This window comes from Vibrio sp. 1401 (assembly GCF_033340295.1).
Genome location: NZ_JAWOWF010000032.1, coordinates 14,078 through 32,318, shown reverse-complemented (window position 1 = coordinate 32,318; position 18,241 = coordinate 14,078). Strand labels below are relative to the sequence as shown.

17 protein-coding genes are annotated in these 18,241 nt (G+C 46.5%); 13 read left to right on the top strand and 4 right to left on the bottom strand.

Going from position 1 to position 18,241, the window contains the following annotated elements; genetic code table 11:
- Positions 1-2 precede the first annotated feature (2 nt).
- The 3 genes from R7Z77_RS16075 (at position 3) to R7Z77_RS16065 (ending at position 2,377) form a co-directional block, all read left to right on the top strand.
- On the top strand, positions 3-947 hold the full coding sequence (locus R7Z77_RS16075; protein ID WP_005379281.1) for a virulence factor BrkB family protein: 945 nt from the start codon (positions 3-5) through the stop codon (positions 945-947).
- Positions 919-1,353 (top strand): D-aminoacyl-tRNA deacylase, encoded by a 435-nt coding sequence (dtd, locus tag R7Z77_RS16070; protein ID WP_005379282.1) that lies wholly within the window; start codon positions 919-921, stop codon positions 1,351-1,353. Before R7Z77_RS16075 ends, dtd begins: the two co-directional genes overlap by 29 nt.
- A gap of 106 nt (positions 1,354-1,459) precedes the next feature.
- Positions 1,460-2,377, top strand: coding sequence for a bifunctional GNAT family N-acetyltransferase/hotdog fold thioesterase (locus R7Z77_RS16065; RefSeq protein ID WP_005379283.1), 918 nt, complete (start codon positions 1,460-1,462; stop codon positions 2,375-2,377).
- Here R7Z77_RS16065 and R7Z77_RS16060 read toward each other — a convergent pair.
- From R7Z77_RS16060 to hslR, 4 genes are all read right to left on the bottom strand, one after another.
- Positions 2,363-4,486, bottom strand: a complete 2,124-nt coding sequence (locus tag R7Z77_RS16060) for an AsmA family protein (RefSeq protein WP_318136739.1) — start codon at positions 4,484-4,486, stop codon at positions 2,363-2,365. The genes R7Z77_RS16065 and R7Z77_RS16060 overlap by 15 nt on opposite strands.
- A gap of 190 nt (positions 4,487-4,676) precedes the next feature.
- The gene (gene pckA, locus R7Z77_RS16055; RefSeq protein ID WP_318136738.1) at positions 4,677-6,305 is read right to left on the bottom strand and encodes a phosphoenolpyruvate carboxykinase (ATP); all 1,629 of its coding nucleotides are present in this window, start codon (positions 6,303-6,305) and stop codon (positions 4,677-4,679) included.
- Between the two features lie 336 nt (positions 6,306-6,641).
- Positions 6,642-7,517 carry an Hsp33 family molecular chaperone HslO gene (hslO, locus tag R7Z77_RS16050; RefSeq protein WP_005379290.1) on the bottom strand — a complete coding sequence of 292 codons (876 nt, stop codon included), beginning with the start codon at positions 7,515-7,517 and terminating at the stop codon, positions 6,642-6,644.
- 31 nt (positions 7,518-7,548) lie between these two features.
- Positions 7,549-7,935: a ribosome-associated heat shock protein Hsp15 gene (hslR, locus tag R7Z77_RS16045; protein ID WP_005379292.1), complete on the bottom strand. Its 387-nt coding sequence runs from the start codon at positions 7,933-7,935 to the stop codon at positions 7,549-7,551.
- A 253-nt stretch (positions 7,936-8,188) separates the two neighbouring features.
- On the opposite strand from hslR, the gene gspC reads away from it, so the two are divergent.
- Genes gspC through gspL form a run of 10 tightly spaced genes read left to right on the top strand, consistent with a single transcriptional unit; the run spans position 8,189 to position 18,235 of the window.
- On the top strand, positions 8,189-9,115 hold the full coding sequence (gene gspC, locus R7Z77_RS16040) for a type II secretion system protein GspC (protein WP_053303408.1): 927 nt from the start codon (positions 8,189-8,191) through the stop codon (positions 9,113-9,115).
- 36 nt (positions 9,116-9,151) lie between these two features.
- Positions 9,152-11,170 carry a type II secretion system secretin GspD gene (gspD, locus tag R7Z77_RS16035; RefSeq protein WP_005379295.1) on the top strand — a complete coding sequence of 673 codons (2,019 nt, stop codon included), beginning with the start codon at positions 9,152-9,154 and terminating at the stop codon, positions 11,168-11,170.
- Positions 11,170-12,672, top strand: coding sequence for a type II secretion system ATPase GspE (gene gspE, locus R7Z77_RS16030; RefSeq protein WP_005379296.1), 1,503 nt, complete (start codon positions 11,170-11,172; stop codon positions 12,670-12,672). The genes gspD and gspE overlap by 1 nt, the downstream gene beginning before the upstream one ends.
- The gene (gene gspF, locus R7Z77_RS16025; protein ID WP_005382993.1) at positions 12,672-13,889 is read left to right on the top strand and encodes a type II secretion system inner membrane protein GspF; all 1,218 of its coding nucleotides are present in this window, start codon (positions 12,672-12,674) and stop codon (positions 13,887-13,889) included. The genes gspE and gspF overlap by 1 nt, the downstream gene beginning before the upstream one ends.
- 59 nt (positions 13,890-13,948) lie before the next feature.
- Positions 13,949-14,392, top strand: a complete 444-nt coding sequence (gspG, locus tag R7Z77_RS16020; protein ID WP_005379298.1) for a type II secretion system major pseudopilin GspG — start codon at positions 13,949-13,951, stop codon at positions 14,390-14,392.
- A gap of 29 nt (positions 14,393-14,421) precedes the next feature.
- Positions 14,422-15,021 carry a prepilin-type N-terminal cleavage/methylation domain-containing protein gene (locus tag R7Z77_RS16015; protein ID WP_248487229.1) on the top strand — a complete coding sequence of 200 codons (600 nt, stop codon included), beginning with the start codon at positions 14,422-14,424 and terminating at the stop codon, positions 15,019-15,021.
- On the top strand, positions 15,008-15,397 hold the full coding sequence (gspI, locus tag R7Z77_RS16010; protein ID WP_017635009.1) for a type II secretion system minor pseudopilin GspI: 390 nt from the start codon (positions 15,008-15,010) through the stop codon (positions 15,395-15,397). The genes R7Z77_RS16015 and gspI overlap by 14 nt, the downstream gene beginning before the upstream one ends.
- Positions 15,384-16,061, top strand: coding sequence for a type II secretion system minor pseudopilin GspJ (gene gspJ, locus R7Z77_RS16005; protein WP_132936677.1), 678 nt, complete (start codon positions 15,384-15,386; stop codon positions 16,059-16,061). The genes gspI and gspJ overlap by 14 nt, the downstream gene beginning before the upstream one ends.
- Positions 16,054-17,064 carry a type II secretion system minor pseudopilin GspK gene (gspK, locus tag R7Z77_RS16000; protein ID WP_005382999.1) on the top strand — a complete coding sequence of 337 codons (1,011 nt, stop codon included), beginning with the start codon at positions 16,054-16,056 and terminating at the stop codon, positions 17,062-17,064. Before gspJ ends, gspK begins: the two co-directional genes overlap by 8 nt.
- Positions 17,033-18,235, top strand: a complete 1,203-nt coding sequence (gspL, locus tag R7Z77_RS15995) for a type II secretion system protein GspL (RefSeq protein ID WP_053303405.1) — start codon at positions 17,033-17,035, stop codon at positions 18,233-18,235. Before gspK ends, gspL begins: the two co-directional genes overlap by 32 nt.
- Positions 18,236-18,241: the final 6 nt, after the last annotated feature.

The following is an 18,241-nucleotide window of genomic DNA, read 5'->3' as shown; positions in this document are numbered from 1 at the left end:
CTATGAACCAGTTATCAGAGAGTTACAAGGCGAGATTAATCAATCTACTGCCAAGTTGCGTCGCGTTTTTTAAGTATCTTCTTAAGCGATTAACGCATGACCGTGTGAATGTGAACGCGGGCTATCTTGCCTACATTACCTTGTTATCCATCGTGCCAATGCTGACGGTATTGTTATCAATATTGTCGAAATTTCCCGTTTTTGCGAACGTTGGTGAGGTGCTGCAAGGCTACATTATTGAGAATTTTGTGCCAGCTTCTGGAGAAGCTGTACATACGGCATTACAGGAATTTGTGGCGAATACGGGCAAAATGAGCGCGGTTGGCGGTGGGTTTTTATTCATCGCAGCGGTCATGCTGATTTCCAACATTGATAAGAACTTAAACTACATTTGGCGAGTTAAAGACAAGCGCCGTTTAGTCTTTTCATTCTCTATGTATTGGATGGTACTCACGTTAGGGCCGATCATGGTCGGTGCGAGTATTGCGGCGACGTCGTACGTGACTTCGCTGCAAATTTTAGAGAACGAGACATTATCTGGTGCGTTTAATTTATTTCTGCGTTGGCTACCGTTGTTGCTGTCCTTTTTTGCTTTTCTTGGCTTGTATATTCTAGTGCCGAATAAAAAAGTACATCTCGCTCATGGTGCCATGGGGGCAGCAGTCGCCGCGATACTGTTCGAGTTGAGTAAAAAAGGCTTTGCACTCTACATCACTCAGTTTCCGTCTTATCAGCTCATCTACGGCGCGTTAGCGGCGATTCCTATCTTATTTGTTTGGGTGTATTTATGCTGGATGATCGTGTTATTGGGGGCGGAAGTTACAGCTGCGCTTGGTGAGCGAGAGCACTGGAGTGAAGATTTAGACATGATACACTCGACCGCTGAATCTCAGTTAACAGATGAAGGAAGCGAGAGTAGTGATAGCGCTAATTCAACGAGTCAGTGAAGCAGCCGTCCGTGTGGATGGTGAAGTCGTAGGAGAAATTGATCGTGGTCTGCTGGTCTTATTGGGCGTAGAGAAGGACGACGATGAAGCTAAAGCAAAGCGTTTAATGGAGCGTGTTACAACCTACCGTGTGTTCGAAGATGACGAAGGCAAGATGAACCTGAACGTTAAACAGGTGGAAGGTAAAGTGCTGGTGGTTTCTCAATTTACGCTGCCTGCGGATACAAAAAAAGGCACGCGAGCTGGCTTTTCTCGCGGTGCGCATCCTGTTGATGCAGAGCGCTTGTATGATTACTTTTCTGACTTGTGTGAAGAAGTCTTACCCACACAGCGTGGCCGCTTCGCTGCCGATATGAAAGTGTCCTTGGTGAATGACGGTCCAGTGACGTTTTGGTTGCAGGTCTAATCTGGTAACACAGGCGCCATAGTCTAAGCTTTAACTCCAAGCTCATGGAATTGGCTTGGAGTAATTTTTCCGACACTGATTAGTGTTGTGCTTTCAAAGGATTGATATGTTCAAACTCATTACTCCCAAAACCGATAATCAGATAAACAAGTATTATCAGTTTCGCTGGCAACTGCTTCGTGAGCCATGGCGTATGCCGATCGGCTCAGAGCGCGATGAATACGACGAAATGAGTCATCACCGCATGATTGTTGATGGTCGAGGTCGTCCTATGGCGATTGGCCGTTTATACATTACGCCGGACAATGATGGCCAGATCCGCTATATGGCGGTTAAAAATAATCGCCGTAGCAAAGGAATGGGTTCGCTGGTTTTGGTTGCACTAGAGTCGTTAGCGCGCCAAGAAGGAGCGAAACGCTTGGTGTGTAATGCCCGTGAAGATGCCATCGCCTTTTATGAAAAAAATGGCTTTGAGCGTCGAGGCGAGCTAACCGATGAGCGTGGCCCTGTGCGCCATCAGCAAATGGTGAAGCAACTGGATCCGATGGCCAATGTGTTACGTCGCCCTGAATGGTGTACTGAGCTTCAACAGCGCTGGGAGCAACAAATCCCAATTAGCGACAAAATGGGGATCAAAATTAACCAGTACACGGGTTACCAGTTTGAATGCTGTGCGCAGCTTAATCCTAACCTTAATCCGCATAACACCATGTTCGCCGGGTCAGCTTTTACCTTAGCAACCCTGACAGGGTGGGGGATGACGTGGCTGCTGCTTAAAGAGCGTGGGCTGCACGGTGATATTGTGTTGGCCGACAGCTCGATTCGTTATCGTCAACCAGTCGAACAAAACCCCGTGGCGAGTACTTCGTTGGATGGGATCAGTGGTGACCTAGACCGATTGGAGTCGGGACGCAAAGCACGCATCGTTATTCACGTAGTGATTTATAGTGGTGACACGCCAGCTGTTGATTTTGTCGGTACCTATATGCTGATACCGAACTACTCGCAGTTACTCAGTTGCTGATGGGGTAAGCGCCGACTGATCTGCTGGGCGCTTATCTGTTTCACCTTCTTGCTCTGTCGGTGAGAGGGTTTGTTCTGCTGCGGAATTCGTGTCGGGTACTTCATCTTCTTCGATAACTTCTTCGTAAAGCTCTTCCTCTTGAGTCTCCAAATTGATGTTATCAATTACGATTGGCTGCTCGATGGAAGGTTCATTTTTCTGTGGAGTCTCAATATCAGTAGGCTCGGCCAGTTTTGATGCGTTCACGCACTCATTACGGTGGGTTTCGCCACTTAGTAGATCGCCTTCAATGTTTCCGCACGACTCTTCCAATTGATAAGTAATGCCACTTAGCGGGTTGTTGGCCATATCAAATGTTCCCCAAACCTTACCACTTATGGCTTTTCCTGAAATTGTGACCGGCTTTATGGCAACTTCCCCTCGTTGCGCGCTTAAACGCAGTGGACTTAAGGTAATGGCTTTGAGCGAATGATCCGCTTGGGACTTCAAGCGGGGATCTCGGAGATTGGCTTCCACTTCACCCGATAAGCTGTAGACCAGCATGTTGCGATCACCTGATAACCCTTGTAGATCGAGGCTGAGATCGGAAAAACCATCAATAGCCAGTGTGTCGGGTAAAAAATAATCGTGGAAGAGCGATAAGGGAATACCATCAGCATTGACGTTGAGCGCCCAAGGTTGGCTCGGGGTACTCAAATCTATTTGTCCGATGCCTTCTACGTAGCCTTGCTCGAGTGGCGCAAAAAGGCGAGTCAATTGCCAAAAGCCATCTTTGCTTTGCATGGCAAGTGCTGCGTGAGACGTGAGTATTTGGTCATAGCTAGCGTTGACAACGCTGACTTCCAATTCGCCTTGCCAAAGGCCCCAACGTTGAGCCGACTGTTTAATATCAAGCTGTTGCCCTTCGATATTTAAACCGGAAAGTTGCCAATAAGGTTCGTGAGATAGCTGGATAATTTGGCTGCGCTCAATGTCGAGTCGTTCGATTGCAACATGCTCTAACTCGCTGGTGGCGGCGTGCCACCAATTTAGGTTGTCTTCTGGCTGTGTTGCCCACTTGAGGCCTTGAATAGAGGCTTCTTTGAGCTTCCATTGTGTTGGCGTGAACAATCCAGAAACTTGCACTCGACCTTGCTGCCAATCTAAGCTGAGCTCGTTGAGCTGGATTACTCCTGGCTCGATAGCGGCACTCAAACGTGGCTCTATTGCGGTTTGCTGCTGGAATCGAACGCTATCCGCCTGCAATGACACTTGAGCTTTTGTCTTCCAGAGAGACAGTGGCAGTGGCAGTGTGGCGTTTTCCACAGAAAGATCCAAGTTCTGCCAGTGCCAGTCGCCCCATTCAATATCGGCGTTAAGCAAATCTAAGCTATTAATATGATTAATGCTAAATGGTAGATCGTGCCAAGGTTTTGCAAGCAGTGATTGGCGCTGCGTATTACTCAGTTTCAGCTTGTTGATGGTCACATTTACTAAAGACCAGCCTTGAGGATACTGCTCCCCTTGCCCAGATATTTGACTGTTACGCCAGTTAAAAGAGGTGCCATAAAGCGTACTGTCTTGCGGTTTGTAGTCTATATCGACTAAGAGTTGATTAAAGGCTTCGCCATTCCAATAGATTTGGTCAGCTGCAAGTTGAACTTCGCCATATGGTATTAATTGACCATTCCATTGTGGTGATTGAATTTGAAGGTCAATGCCATTGGCAGAGAACTGCTCGTCGGCGTAATCAATATTTTTGAGCGCGATTTGATGGAATAATACGTTCTCTAAAGCTGGGAGCTTTGGTGCGCCATACTGCAAGCTCATACCATCAATCAATAAACTATCAACGATCCATTTACCATCGCGATAAACATCGGGATTCATCCATAAATCGACTTGCTCGATGTAAGACGCATCGTCTCCGCTGGTGTTCACGCGTTGTAAAGTTAGGTGATAGGGAAAGTCATAACGCACGCTTCCGGCCCGGAAGGGAAGAGAAAAGGTGTTTGACAGCAAGCGCCAGGTTGCGTCCGCGTAAGATGTTGTTAGCAGCGCAATCGTAGCAGCTGGAATGGCAACTAAGATAACCAGTAACAGAAGTAGAACTCGACGCGCTGTTTTCATCTTTGCTAGAACCTACGTGTGTTATGAAATAAAACTAGATAGGCTTTAGCTTGTATCAATATTCTGTGGTATTCAATAAAAAGCCCCTCAAAAGAGGGGCTTGAAGCAATTTTTGTAACTTGGCCTACGTAAAGGTGATAAGTTAATGCCAACTTTTCACTGCGTTTACGCGACGTCGCGGTTACTCGATTTAATCAATCTGAGGACCAGCCGCAACCAGAGATTTACCTTCAGCGTTGTCTGTGTACTTATCAAAGTTATTGATAAAGCGCGCTGCTAAATCTTTCGCTTTGCTTTCCCACTGAAGTGGGTCAACGTACGTGTCGCGAGGGTCTAGAATGCTTGGATCCACACCTGGTAGTGACGTTGGTACTTCAAGGTTGAAGATTGGAATGTGCTTAGTTGGTGCTTCTTCAATCGAACCATCAAGAATGGCATCAATAATTCCGCGTGTATCTTGAATAGAGATACGTTTGCCAGTGCCGTTCCAACCAGTATTCACTAGGTAAGCCTCAGCGCCCGCTGCTTCCATGCGTTTTACCAGTACTTCCGCGTATTTTGTTGGGTGGAGCGTTAGGAACGCCGCGCCGAAACAAGCAGAGAAAGTTGGTGTTGGCTCAGTAATACCGCGCTCTGTTCCCGCTAGTTTGGCGGTAAAGCCTGATAGGAAGTGGTACTTAGTTTGCTCAGGTGTCAATTTAGATACTGGAGGCAGTACGCCAAATGCGTCGGCTGATAGGAAGATCACTTTATTCGCGTGACCGCCTTTTGATACTGGCTTAACGATATTATCGATATGGTAGATAGGGTAAGAAACACGTGTGTTTTCTGTTTTCGAACCATCATCAAAGTCGATAGAGCCATCGCCACGTACTGTTACGTTTTCTAGCAGTGCATCACGACGAATTGCGTTGTAGATGTCCGGCTCCGCTTCTTTCGAAAGTTTGATGGTTTTTGCGTAACAACCACCTTCGAAGTTGAAGACACCGTCATCATCCCAGCCGTGCTCATCATCACCAATTAGCGCACGTTTAGGATCAGTCGACAGGGTCGTTTTACCCGTACCAGATAGACCGAAGAATACCGCTACATCGCCATCTTTGCCCATGTTAGCGCTACAGTGCATTGATGCGATGTCTTTTAGTGGAAGGAAGTAGTTCATCATGGCGAACATACCTTTCTTCATTTCACCGCCGTACCAAGTACCACCGATAAGTTGCATGCGCTCAGTTAGGTTAAATACGGTGAAGTTTTCTGAGTTCAGGCCTTGCTCTTCCCATTTTGGATTAGTGCATTTTGCGCCATTCATTACTACGAAGTCTGGTTCAAATGTCGCTAACTCTTCTTCTGTCGGGCGAATAAACATGTTTTTAACGAAGTGCGCTTGCCATGCGACTTCTGTGATAACACGAATGCTCAAACGTGTATCTGGGTTTGCACCACAGTAACCGTCAACAACAAACAAGCGTTTGTTAGAAAGCTGGTTTGTGACCAGTTCTTTTAGCTCGTCCCACACTTCAGGAGTGATTGGCTTGTTATCATTTTTCACTTGATCAGACGTCCACCACATATGTTCTTCTGTCGTAGCGTCTTTGACGATGTATTTATCTTTTGGTGAGCGACCAGTAAAGATGCCAGTGTCAACGGCAACCGCACCTAGTTCAGTAACCACGCCGCGCTCATAACCGGTTAGGTTTTCACGCGTTTCTTCCTCAAACAACATTTCGTAGCTTGGGTTGCGAATAACCTCTTTTACGTTATGCAGTCCGTGCTTGGTTAGATCAAGTGTTGCAGCCTTAGTATGTTCCATAACGGTCATAGGTGCTCCTTATAAGGATTTTGTAGGGATTTTGTAAGAATGTTTTAATTTTAATCTGCTCACCATGCTAGCAACGGGGCGGGGAGAAAACAGGGAGATAGCTCAAAATTTGCCCATGATTTCAATAAGGTTTTAGGTAACCCGTCACATATTGGTGGGAATAGTCTATCGTGCACGCAATCCTTTGCGCTAGGGCAAAATCATTATTAATTGTTTAAAATTAAGCAGTTGTTTTATTACGCTTGAGGCTAGTTATTACGAGGGGTTGATCACAAAAAGGCCAGCATTAAGCTGGCCTTTTGTAGGGTAAATTACGTGCTTGATAAGCTATGTAAATTAATGCAGGGTTTTCTTGTCCGTAGAAGCTTGTGCATACAGTTCAGTGACTTCAGATTCGTCGAACGTATAAGTTGTGCCACAGTAATCACAATGTAAAGAAACTGATCCAACTTCTGCCAAAATGTCATAAATTTCAGCTTTCTCAACGGTGATGATTGCTGCACCGCTACGCTCACGAGAACAGCCACAATGGAACTCGACAGGTTGCGGCTCGTACAGACGTACTTTGTCTTGGTTATATAGTCGATACAATAACTCGTTCGCTTCTAAACCAAACAATTCTTCATCTTTTACTGTGTCAGTGAGCTGCTCTAGATGTTCGAAGTCATCTGGAGAGCCAGTGCCGTCAGGGATCACTTGAATCAACATACCTGCTGCGTGTGCTTTGCCTTCATGCTCACCAGTGCGGATCCATAGGCGCGTTTTTAACTGCTCTGAGTTTGCAAAGTAGCCTTCTAGCACTTCTGCTAAAGTGTCACCTTCTAATCCAACGACGCCTTGGTAACGCTCGCCGTTTTTCGGTTCGATGGTGATCACAAGGTAGCCCTTACCCATTAGATCGTGAATGTTTGCGTCATCGGCAACATCGCCTTCCCAGCGAGCTACGCCACGAACACGTTGGTTATGGTCACCGTTGATAACGGCAAGAGACACAGGACCGTCGCCTTGCAGCTGGATGGTGATCGAACCTTCGAACTTAAGAGTGGCAGTTAAAAGAGTAGTTGAAACGAGTAGCTCACCCAGCAGTTTCTCTATTGCTGCCGGATATTCCTTGCTGGAGATAACACGTTGGTACGCTTCATCCAATTGTACCAACTCGCCACGTACTGAAAGATCTTCGAATAGGTAGCGGTTTAAAACATTATTTGCCATGGAGTGCTTTCCTCGTTGGTAATTCCGGCTTTTATTGGTGTTTGAACTTAATGATGTCTCGGCGCTGCTTTTTATCTGGGCGGCGTTCCGGACTTGGGTTGTGGGCATTAAGCTTACGTTGAGTCGCGTGTTCCTCACGTTTCGCGATACTCTCATTGGTTTCGCGATATAAGGTTTGTGCGATGGGAGCGCCTCGGCGTTGATCTGAGATTTGTTCGATGATCACGATTTTTTCTTCGTTGCCTTGACGAAGTCTGACTTCAGCGCCCACTTCAACGATTTTACTCGGCTTGCTTCGTTGGCCATTATAGTGGACTTTACCGCCATCGACCATGTTACGCGCGATGGAGCGGGTTTTGTAAAATCTTGCGGCCCATAGCCATTTATCTAGCCTAACGGCTTCATTTAGGGAACTCATAGAACACTACGCTATCTAATCACTGCCCGAATACGGCAATGAGTGATGGATTATTCACCTACAGATGGAGTCAAGGCGTATTTTTTTCAAGGGAGTTGGCAAAAACTGCATAAGAAAAAGGTATGAAAGACAACTTGTGATATAGTTCACTGCTCTTTGTTGAGTAATAATTTTATTGCAAATTTAGCAATTTAAAGTCGATAGCTATCGTTATAGCTTAAATGACGGACGTTAGAATAAAGGAATCCATTCAGTGAAACGTTTAGAGCTAAGTGCAGGATTATCAAGCAGACCGCTACTGGCTCAGATCAAGTCCAATCATTATACCATTCAAGCCAAACTTAGCTTGTTGCTTACCTGTCTGTTTATTGCGATAACCGGATGGATACTTGGCAAAATTGTGTGGTTAGCCATACCTCAATCGTCGGAAGTGCCGCAATGGCGTCCATCGGCGAGTAGCGTTGCTGCGAGCAATAAAGGCGACGCGATAGATTTTAATGCCCTTCAGAATGCCAACCTATTCGGTAAATACACTGAGCAAAAAGCGGCGGTTGTAGAACAGCCTATTGTTAAAGACGCCCCTAAGACGCGCCTTAACCTCACCCTAGTCGGTGCGGTTGCCAGCAGTGATGCCAATACCAGCCTTGCTGTTATTGCTAACCGAGGTAAGCAAGCTACGTACGGTTTGGGTGAAGAAATCGAAGGGACACGTGCGACGCTAAAAGCGGTATTGGTGGATCGCGTCATCATTGATAACCAAGGTCGAGACGAGACCTTAATGATGCAAGGTATAGAATATAAGAAGTTATCTGAATCGCCGCAGGTAGCTAGGGCGCAAGCTCAGCGAGCAGAAGCAGCGACGTCTGACGTTGGAGAGAAATTAGAGCAAATCCGCGAGGAAATTGCGAAAGATCCACAAAGCGTTTTTAAATACATCACCATCTCACCCGTCAAAAAAGACGGAGACATTGTTGGTTATCGAGTATCACCTGGTCGTGATGCCGCATTATTTAATGATGTAGGGCTACAACCTGGTGATATTGCGGTTCAACTGAACGGGATCGATTTAAGTGATCCGTCTTCTTCAGTACAACTGATGCAAGTGATGAGCGATCCGCAAGAATTAAATTTAACTGTTGAGCGAGACGGCCAACAGTACGATATCTATATCCAATTGTAAGACTTAGGCAACCGGCGTAAGTTCAGGGAGACATACGTGAAACATTGGTTCAGCAAAAGTGCTTGGCTACTAGCAGGAAGTTTACTCTGCGTACCAGGTGCAATGGCAAACGAATTTAGTGCGAGCTTTAAAGGCACTGATATTCAAGAATTCATCAACATAGTGGGTCGTAACCTCGAAAAGACCATCATTGTTGATCCTTCAGTACGCGGTAAAATCGATGTCCGCAGCTATGACGTTCTTAACGAAGAGCAATACTACAGCTTTTTCCTTAATGTCCTTGAAGTATACGGTTACGCAGTCGTAGAAATGGACAATGGGGTACTTAAGGTTATCAAAGCAAAAGACTCAAAAACCTCAGCAATCCCTGTGTTAGGTGATGGCAGCGCGCAAGGCGATAGTGTTATCACTCGAGTTGTCGCGGTGCGTAATGTGTCGGTTCGAGAGTTGTCTCCTCTACTTCGTCAGCTGATTGATAACGCCGGTGCCGGTAACGTGGTTCATTATGATCCAGCGAATATTATCTTGATTACTGGTCGTGCGGCAGTAGTGAATCGCTTAGCAGAGATCATCAAGCGTGTTGACCAAGCCGGTGATAAAGAAATTGAATTGGTGGAGCTGCGTAATGCATCTGCTGCTGAAATGGTACGCATTGTCGAAGCACTGAATAAAAGTGCGAATCAGAAAAGCACGCCAGAGTTCCTTGAACCTAAAATTGTGGCCGATGAACGTACTAACGCGATTTTAATTTCTGGTGATCCAAAAGTAAGAGCCCGCTTGAAACGTTTGATTCGTCAACTTGATGTTGAAATGGCGACAAAAGGTAACAACCGAGTTGTGTACCTGAAAAATGCGAAAGCTGAAGACTTGGTGGATGTATTGAAAGGTGTTTCCGATAACCTGCAAGCTGAAAAGCAAGCCGGTCAGAAAACATCAGGTGCATCGCGTGGTGAGGTCGTCATTGCTGCTCACGCTGCAACTAACTCGTTAGTTTTAACAGCGCCACCAGATATTATGATGGCATTACAAGACGTCATTTCTCAACTCGATATTCGTCGTGCTCAGGTTCTTATTGAAGCGTTAATTGTCGAAATGTCTGAAGGTGATGGTATTAACCTAGGTGTTCAGTGGGGTTCATTAGAAACGGGTGCTGTAATTCAGTACGGTAACTCAGGAGCCCCGATTGGTCAGGTGATGGTTGGTCTAGAAGAAGCAAAAGATCAAACCCGAACTGAATACTATACCAACTCTAATGGCGAACGAACGCCATATGATGTTACTGAATCAGGTGACTACTCTACGCTAGCGTCAGCACTTAGCGGAGTAAATGGTGCGGCAATGAGTATTGTCATGGGTGACTGGACAGCGCTAATTAGTGCTGTTGCTTCTGACTCCAACTCAAACATTCTATCTTCTCCGAGTATTACCGTAATGGATAATGGCGAAGCATCATTTATTGTGGGTGAAGAGGTTCCGGTTATTACGGGCTCTACGGCTGGCTCAAACAACGACAACCCATTCCAAACGGTTGACCGTAAAGAAGTCGGTATCAAACTCAAAGTAGTGCCACAAATTAACGAAGGTGACTCTGTACAGTTAAACATTGAACAAGAAGTTTCCAACGTATTAGGCGCAAACGGTGCGGTTGACGTTCGCTTTGCTAAACGACAGTTAAACACCTCTGTCATGATCCAAGATGGTCAGATGTTGGTTCTTGGTGGTTTGGTCGATGAACGCGCACTTGAAAGTGAGTCTAAAGTGCCGCTATTGGGTGACATTCCGGTACTTGGCCATCTGTTCAAGTCAACTAGCACGCAAACAGAAAAACGTAACTTGATGGTGTTCATCAAGCCGACGATTATTCGCGATGGTGTGACGGCCGACGGTATTACGCAGCGTAAATACAACTTTATTCGCGCAGAACAGCTTTACAAAGCGGATCAAGGTTTGAAGTTGATGGCTGACGAGAAGATCCCGGTTATGCCAGCCTTTGGCCAGGAGCGTCAGCACCCAACAGAGATCCAAGCGTTTATTGATCAAATGGAAAACAACTAATGGTTGATATGTTAGACACAGCGCCAAGTATGCGTCGTCTGCCATTCAGTTTTGCCAACCGCTTTAAACTGGTGCTGGAGACAGAGCATCCTGAGCGTCCACCTATTCTTTACTATGTCGAGCCGCTTAACCCTGCGGCTCTGGTTGAAGTCCGTCGTGTATTAAAGAAAAGCTTCGTACCGCAACCTATCGATAAAGAAGCCTTTGATAAAAAGCTGACTGAAGCATATCAACGCGACTCGTCTGAAGCGCGTCAGTTGATGGAAGATATTGGTGCTGATAGCGATGATTTCTTCTCTTTGGCTGAAGAACTGCCGCATGATGAAGACTTATTAGAATCGGAAGACGATGCGCCAATCATCAAATTGATCAACGCCATGTTGGGCGAAGCGATCAAAGAAGGTGCGTCGGATATTCATATTGAGACGTTCGAGAAAACCCTTTCGATTCGTTTCCGTGTCGATGGCGTATTGCGTGAAGTTCTGACCCCAAGTCGTAAGCTAGCGCCTTTGCTGGTTTCTCGTGTGAAGGTTATGGCTAAACTAGATATCGCAGAAAAGCGTGTGCCTCAAGATGGCCGTATTTCGTTGCGTATCGGTGGTCGTGCGGTGGACGTGCGTGTATCGACGATGCCGTCCTCTCATGGGGAGCGCGTGGTAATGCGTCTGTTGGATAAAAACGCGACTCGTCTTGATTTACATAGTTTGGGCATGACCCCTTCAGTGCATGACAACTTCCGTCACTTGATTGGCCGCCCTCACGGTATCATCTTGGTGACGGGCCCGACAGGTTCTGGTAAATCCACCACCTTGTACGCTGGCTTGCAAGAGATCAATAGCAACGAACGCAACATTCTAACGGTTGAAGACCCGATCGAATTTGATATTGATGGCATCGGTCAAACTCAGGTGAACCCAAAGGTCGACATGACGTTTGCGCGCGGCTTGCGTGCCATTCTGCGTCAGGACCCGGATGTGGTGATGGTCGGTGAGATCCGTGACTTAGAAACCGCACAAATTGCAGTGCAAGCGTCCTTAACGGGTCACTTGGTAATGTCGACTCTCCACACCAACACCGCAGTGGGTGCGATTACGCGTCTACGTGATATGGGTATTGAGCCATTCCTTATTTCTTCTTCGTTATTAGGGGTGCTAGCGCAGCGCTTAGTTCGAACGCTTTGTCCAAGCTGTAAAGAGCCGTATGAAGCCGATGCGGAACAGAAAAAACTGTTTGGTATGGAAGCGCATGAACCGTTAGAACTGCACCGAGCAAAAGGCTGTGAAGCGTGTAACCAAAAAGGCTACCGAGGTCGAACAGGTATCCACGAGCTCATTATGGTCGATGAGCAAGTGCAAGAATTGATTCATCGAGAGTCTGGTGAACAAGAAATTGAGAGAGCCGTTCGCGCCCATACGCCAAGTATTCGCAGCGATGGTTTAAGCAAAGTGCGTCGTGGCATTACGTCACTTGAAGAAGTGATGCGAGTGACGAAGGAAACCTAATGGCGGCATTTGAGTACAAAGCGCTAGATGCAAAAGGCAAGCATAAAAAAGGCACGATAGAAGGGGACAACGCCCGACAAGTGCGCCAGCGACTCAAAGAGCAAGGGATGATCCCGATTGAAGTGGTCGAGACGAAAGCTAAATCGGCTAAGTCTTCAGGTTCAGTCAGCTTTAAGCGCGGCATCTCGACATCTGAGCTGGCACTCATCACACGGCAATTGTCTACGCTAGTCCAATCAGGAATGCCTTTGGAAGAGTGTTTGCGTGCGGTCTCTGAGCAGGCTGAAAAGCCGAGGATTCGTTCTATGTTGGCTGCGGTTCGCTCGAAAGTAACCGAGGGTTATCCGCTCGCCGACAGTTTTGCCGATTACCCACACGTGTTTGATGAACTGTACCGCTCCATGGTTGCGGCGGGCGAAAAATCAGGTCACCTCGATACCGTATTAGAGCGTTTGGCAGACTATGTCGAAAACCGCCAAAAGATGCGATCTAAATTGCTTCAAGCAATGATTTATCCTGTAGTTTTGGTGGTATTCGCGGTTGTCATCGTTTCGTTCTTATTGGCGACAGTGGTTCCTAAAATCATTGAACCCATCATTCAGATGGGCCAAGAGTTACCTCAATCGACGCAATTTTTACTGGCAGCCAGTGAGTTTGTGCAAGATTGGGGGCTGATTATTTTCGTTGTGCTGGTGGCGCTTTTCTATGGCCTCAAACTGGCGTTGCAAAAGCCAGACTTTCGCTTAGCTTGGGACAGAAAAATCTTGAGCTTACCGCTAATAGGTAAGATCTCTCGAGGTTTGAATACCGCACGATTCGCGCGAACACTTTCGATCTGTACTTCCAGTGCGATTCCAATTCTCGAGGGTATGCGCGTTGCGGTAGATGTTATGTCTAACCGTTATGTGAAGCAGCAAGTGTTGCTTGCAGCGGATAACGTCCGAGAGGGCGCTAGTTTGCGTAAGGCGTTGGACCAAACCCGCTTGTTTCCACCAATGATGCTACACATGATCGCCAGTGGTGAGCAAAGTGGTGAATTAGAGAGCATGTTGACGCGGGCAGCCGATAACCAAGATCAAAACTTTGAATCAACAGTCAATATTGCTCTGGGTGTGTTTACTCCTGCGCTGATTGCATTAATGGCTGGATTAGTGTTGTTCATTGTGATGGCGACCTTGATGCCAATGCTAGAAATGAATAATTTGATGAGCGGATAATTTCGAATTAAGACGTGTCTACTAACGGCATGGCTTTAATCTAACTTTCGGAGAAAAAAATGAAGTTTAAGCGTAGTAAACAACAGGGTTTTACACTTTTAGAAGTGATGGTTGTTGTCGTTATCCTTGGTATTTTGGCAAGTTTCGTTGTTCCAAACCTATTGGGTAACAAAGAGAAGGCTGACCAACAAAAAGCGATTACGGACATCGTAGCGCTGGAAAATGCCCTAGATATGTACAAGTTGGATAACAGCGTTTACCCAACAACGGACCAAGGTCTAGAAGCATTGGTTAGCAAGCCATCTAACCCAGAGCCACGCAACTACCGTGATGGTGGTTACATCAAACGTCTTCCTAATGACCCCTGGGGCAACCAGTACCAATACTTAAGCCCAGGTGATAACGGTACAATCGATATCTTCACTCTAGGCGCAGATGGCCAAGAAGGTGGAGAAGGTCCAGCTGCAGATATTGGCAACTGGAACATGCAAGACTTCCAATAATTGAGCCTAAGCCAGCACTAATGAAACAAATGCGAAAACATAACGGTTTTACATTGATAGAAATTCTATTGGTGCTGGTTTTGCTATCTCTTACGGCTGTGGCCGTGATCTCGACATTACCGACTAGCCAAAAAGATCTTTCCAAACAGTATGCTCAAAGCTTTTTTCAGCGTTTACAGCTGCTCAATGAAGAAGCGGTGCTGAGCGGTAAAGATTTTGGCGTTCGAGTGGATGATGCCAAATCGACCTACTCTTTACTGAGTTTAACCTCAGAAGGTTGGCAGCCTCTGAAATTAAAGCAGATTCCGAGCAAAACCAAGCTAGAAGAAGATATTACGCTACAACTCGAACTCGGAGGTGGTGCTTGGGATAATGATGAGCGCTTATTCAAACCAGGCTCTCTTTTTGATGAAGACATGTTCGCAGAAGAAGAGGACGAAAAGAAAATTGAGCCACCGCAAGTGTTTATCTTTTCCAGCGCCGAAGTCACGCCATTTACCCTGTCTTTTTTTCCGCAAAATGGTGATGCCTTTAATGACGGTTGGCGAGTCATTGGCAAAGAAAGTGGACAAATTTTGTTATTAGCTCCGGGCGAAGAAGTGAAAGAGGATGAGAATGCGCAATTTTAAGCAAGCTCGCCCAAATTTGAGTCATCGCCGGACGAGAGGCATGACCTTACTGGAAGTATTGGTCGCACTGGCAATTTTCGCTACCGCTGCCATCAGTGTCATTCGCTCTGTGAGCCAGCATATTAATACAATCAGTTATCTAGAAGAAAAAATGTTTGCAGCCATGGTTGTGGATAATCAGATGGCAAATGTGATGTTGAATACCGGAGAACTCAAAGCGAAAAACGGCACAGAAGAGCTGGCAGGACGCACTTGGTTCTGGAAAGTCACGCCAGTCGCCACGACGCAGCCATTGCTGAAAGCATTTGATGTGAGCGTCTCGGTAGAGAAAAGCGCGAGCCCTGTAGTAACGGTACGAAGCTATGTGGCGCAATAATCATCTCCGCGCAAACACGCGCCAAAGGGTAAAAGGTTTTACACTTATTGAAGTGTTGGTATCGATTGCCATCTTTGCCAGTTTAAGTGTCGCAGCGTACCAAGTGGTATCGCAAGTACAGCGTAGCAATGCGCTATCACAAGAACGAACCCAACGCTTAAACGAAATTCAGCGTGCCATGGTTATGATGGATAACGATTTTCGTCAAATGGCGATGCGTCAAACACGTACTAATGGTGAAGAGCCTGCTAGCCGGCTAATTTTTTGGTCCGATTACCTGTTGGACTCCGATACTAAAGGGCTGATGTTTGCCCGTTTAGGTTGGCACAATCCTCAGCAGCAGTTCCCTCGTGGAGAAGTAACCAAGGTTGGCTATCGCTTAAAAGAAGAAACACTGCAGCGAGTATGGTGGCGCTATCCTGATACGCCGGTTGGGCAACAAGGTACTGTTACTCCATTGCTAACGCAGGTCGAGTCATTTGATATGCGTTTCTATGATGGTAAGCAATGGAAAAAAGAGTGGGCTGAAGAAAAAGCGCTGCCGAAAGCGGTTTCTGTTGTTCTCACTCTCAAAGACTATGGAGAAATTGCCCGCACTTATCTCACTCCTGATGGCACATTGAGTCAGAAAGAGGAAAGTTCAGGAGACAGCAATAATGGTTAACCGTCAGCGCGGTGTTGCTTTGATTATAGTGTTGATGTTGCTGGCGATTATGGCGACGGTTGCCGCCAGCATGTCGGAACGTTTGTTCTTACAGTTTCAGCGAGGCGCTAATCAAATCAATTACCAGCAAGCGTACTGGTACAGCCTTGGCGTCGAGGCGCTAGCAAAAGTGGGTATCGAACAAAGTTATAAAGACACCGACACGATTAATATGAGTCAACCGTGGGCGATAAAAGAGCAAGTCTATCCGTTAGATTATGGTCAAGCGGCGGGACGAATTAGAGACAAGCAAGCGTGCTTTAATCTAAATGTATTGAGTCGTGTGCAACCAACGGGTCAGCAAATTACAAGACCATATTTAGTGAATGTATTGCAGCGCCTATTAGAAGAGTTGGATGTCGAGCCATATCAAGCAGAAATCATTGCAGACTCTACTTGGGAATACATTGATGCTGATGACTCTGTCCGTTCGACTACTGGGGTTGAAGACAGCACATATGAAGCGATGAAACCTTCCTATTTGGCATCAAATGGTTGGATGGCAGATGCTTCCGAGTTACGGGCTGTCTATCAGGTGAGTGGTGAAATTTTCCAAAAATTGGAGCCGTTGGTCTGTGCATTGCCAAGTGATGACTGGCGTTTAAACGTGAATACGATTGATGTTGAGCAAACTCCGATTTTGGTGGCAATGTTCTCACCAAACTTAAGCAGTAGTGATGCGATTCAGCTAATTGAAAAACGCCCATTTGATGGGTGGGATAGCATTGATGAATTTTTAGCAGAGTCAGAAATGGCTGGCTTAAGTGAAGATGTAAAGAAAAACGCCAAAGGCTATTTGGGTGTGGATAGCGCCTTTTTTGAATTGGATGCACAAGTGTTGGTGGATGAATCACGTGTACGTATCCGAAGCCTTTTGCAAAGTACAAATAGAGAAACGGTGACCGTAGTTCGCCGTCGTTTTGGAGGGATCAGTGAGCGAGTTTCTGACCGTTCGGCTGAGTAGCGAACAACAAAGTACCATTCCTTGGGTGGTGTGGTCGACAGATCAACAGGAAGTGATTGCTAGCGGTGAAATCGCCGGGTGGGAACACTTAGATGAATTGGTCTCATATGCTGGTCAGCGCCAAGTTGTGGCGCTGTTGGCGAGTAATGATGTGGTCCTGACGCAAGTGGATATACCGCCTGGTGCAACACGCCAATTCGAGGCGATGTTACCGTACTTAGTGGAAGACGAAGTTGCTCAGGACGTTGATGGCCTGCACTTTAGCGTGTTGGGTAAACAAGCGGATAAAGCGCAGATTTGCGCAGTTGAACGTGCTTGGATTCAGACTGTACTGCAACGTTTCTCAAGCCAAGGTATCGCCATTAAACGCATTTTACCCGATGTGCTTGCGTTACCGGTTCGTGGAGATCACAGCAGTGCTGCAATGATTGGCGAGCAATGGCTAATTCGTCACTCTGTGACAGAGGGCGCGGTTGTCGACGCTTCTTGGTTAGACCTTTACCTCTCTTCTTATCTACAAAATCATGAAGGTTGGAAGCTCGATTGCTATAGCTCGGTCCCGGAATCTGCGTTACCTGAAATATGGGAGCCGCAACCAGAAGAAATGACGATGGCTTTACTGGCGAAGGGGGTGACAGAAAGCAAAGTCAATTTGCTGACTGGGATCTTCAAGCCGAAATCTTCTTGGGGTAAATACTGGAAGCTCTGGCAAAAAGCCACCATTGCTGCGGGGGTGCTTATCGTTGTCATGGTTGCGCAGCAGTTGCTCGTGGTCCACAAGTACGAAGCACAAGCTCAAGCGTATCGTGAGGAGAGTGAGCGTATTTTCCGCCAAGTGTTCCCAAATAAAAGACGCATTCCTACCGTTAGTTACCTCAAACGACAAATGGATGATGAAGAGCGCCGCTTATCTGGTGGAGGTGGTCAGCAGGCAATGTTGTCATGGTTGGCGGCATTACCCGCGACGCTTGGTCAGGTCAGCGACTTGGAGATCACTAGCTTTAAATACGACGGACAACGTGGCGAAGTACGTATTCAGGCTCGTAGTTCAGACTTCCAACCTTTTGAGCAGGCTCGTGTGAAATTGGCAGAGAAGTTTAATGTTGAGCAAGGTCAGTTGAACCGTAGCGATAACGTTGTGGTTGGCAGCTTTGTTTTGAAGCGTTTGTGAGGTGAT

Coding starts and splice junctions, on each gene's coding strand:
- R7Z77_RS16075 (WP_005379281.1), top strand. CDS start 3: ATGAACCAGTTATCAGAGAGTTACAAGGCGAGATTAATCAATCTACTG.
- R7Z77_RS16065 (WP_005379283.1), top strand. CDS start 1,460: ATGTTCAAACTCATTACTCCCAAAACCGATAATCAGATAAACAAGTAT.
- R7Z77_RS16060 (WP_318136739.1), bottom strand. CDS start 4,486: ATGAAAACAGCGCGTCGAGTTCTACTTCTGTTACTGGTTATCTTAGTT.
- pckA (WP_318136738.1), bottom strand. CDS start 6,305: ATGACCGTTATGGAACATACTAAGGCTGCAACACTTGATCTAACCAAG.
- hslO (WP_005379290.1), bottom strand. CDS start 7,517: ATGGCAAATAATGTTTTAAACCGCTACCTATTCGAAGATCTTTCAGTA.
- hslR (WP_005379292.1), bottom strand. CDS start 7,935: ATGAGTTCCCTAAATGAAGCCGTTAGGCTAGATAAATGGCTATGGGCC.
- gspE (WP_005379296.1), top strand. CDS start 11,170: ATGGTTGATATGTTAGACACAGCGCCAAGTATGCGTCGTCTGCCATTC.
- gspF (WP_005382993.1), top strand. CDS start 12,672: ATGGCGGCATTTGAGTACAAAGCGCTAGATGCAAAAGGCAAGCATAAA.
- gspG (WP_005379298.1), top strand. CDS start 13,949: ATGAAGTTTAAGCGTAGTAAACAACAGGGTTTTACACTTTTAGAAGTG.
- R7Z77_RS16015 (WP_248487229.1), top strand. CDS start 14,422: ATGCGAAAACATAACGGTTTTACATTGATAGAAATTCTATTGGTGCTG.
- gspI (WP_017635009.1), top strand. CDS start 15,008: ATGCGCAATTTTAAGCAAGCTCGCCCAAATTTGAGTCATCGCCGGACG.
- gspJ (WP_132936677.1), top strand. CDS start 15,384: ATGTGGCGCAATAATCATCTCCGCGCAAACACGCGCCAAAGGGTAAAA.
- gspK (WP_005382999.1), top strand. CDS start 16,054: ATGGTTAACCGTCAGCGCGGTGTTGCTTTGATTATAGTGTTGATGTTG.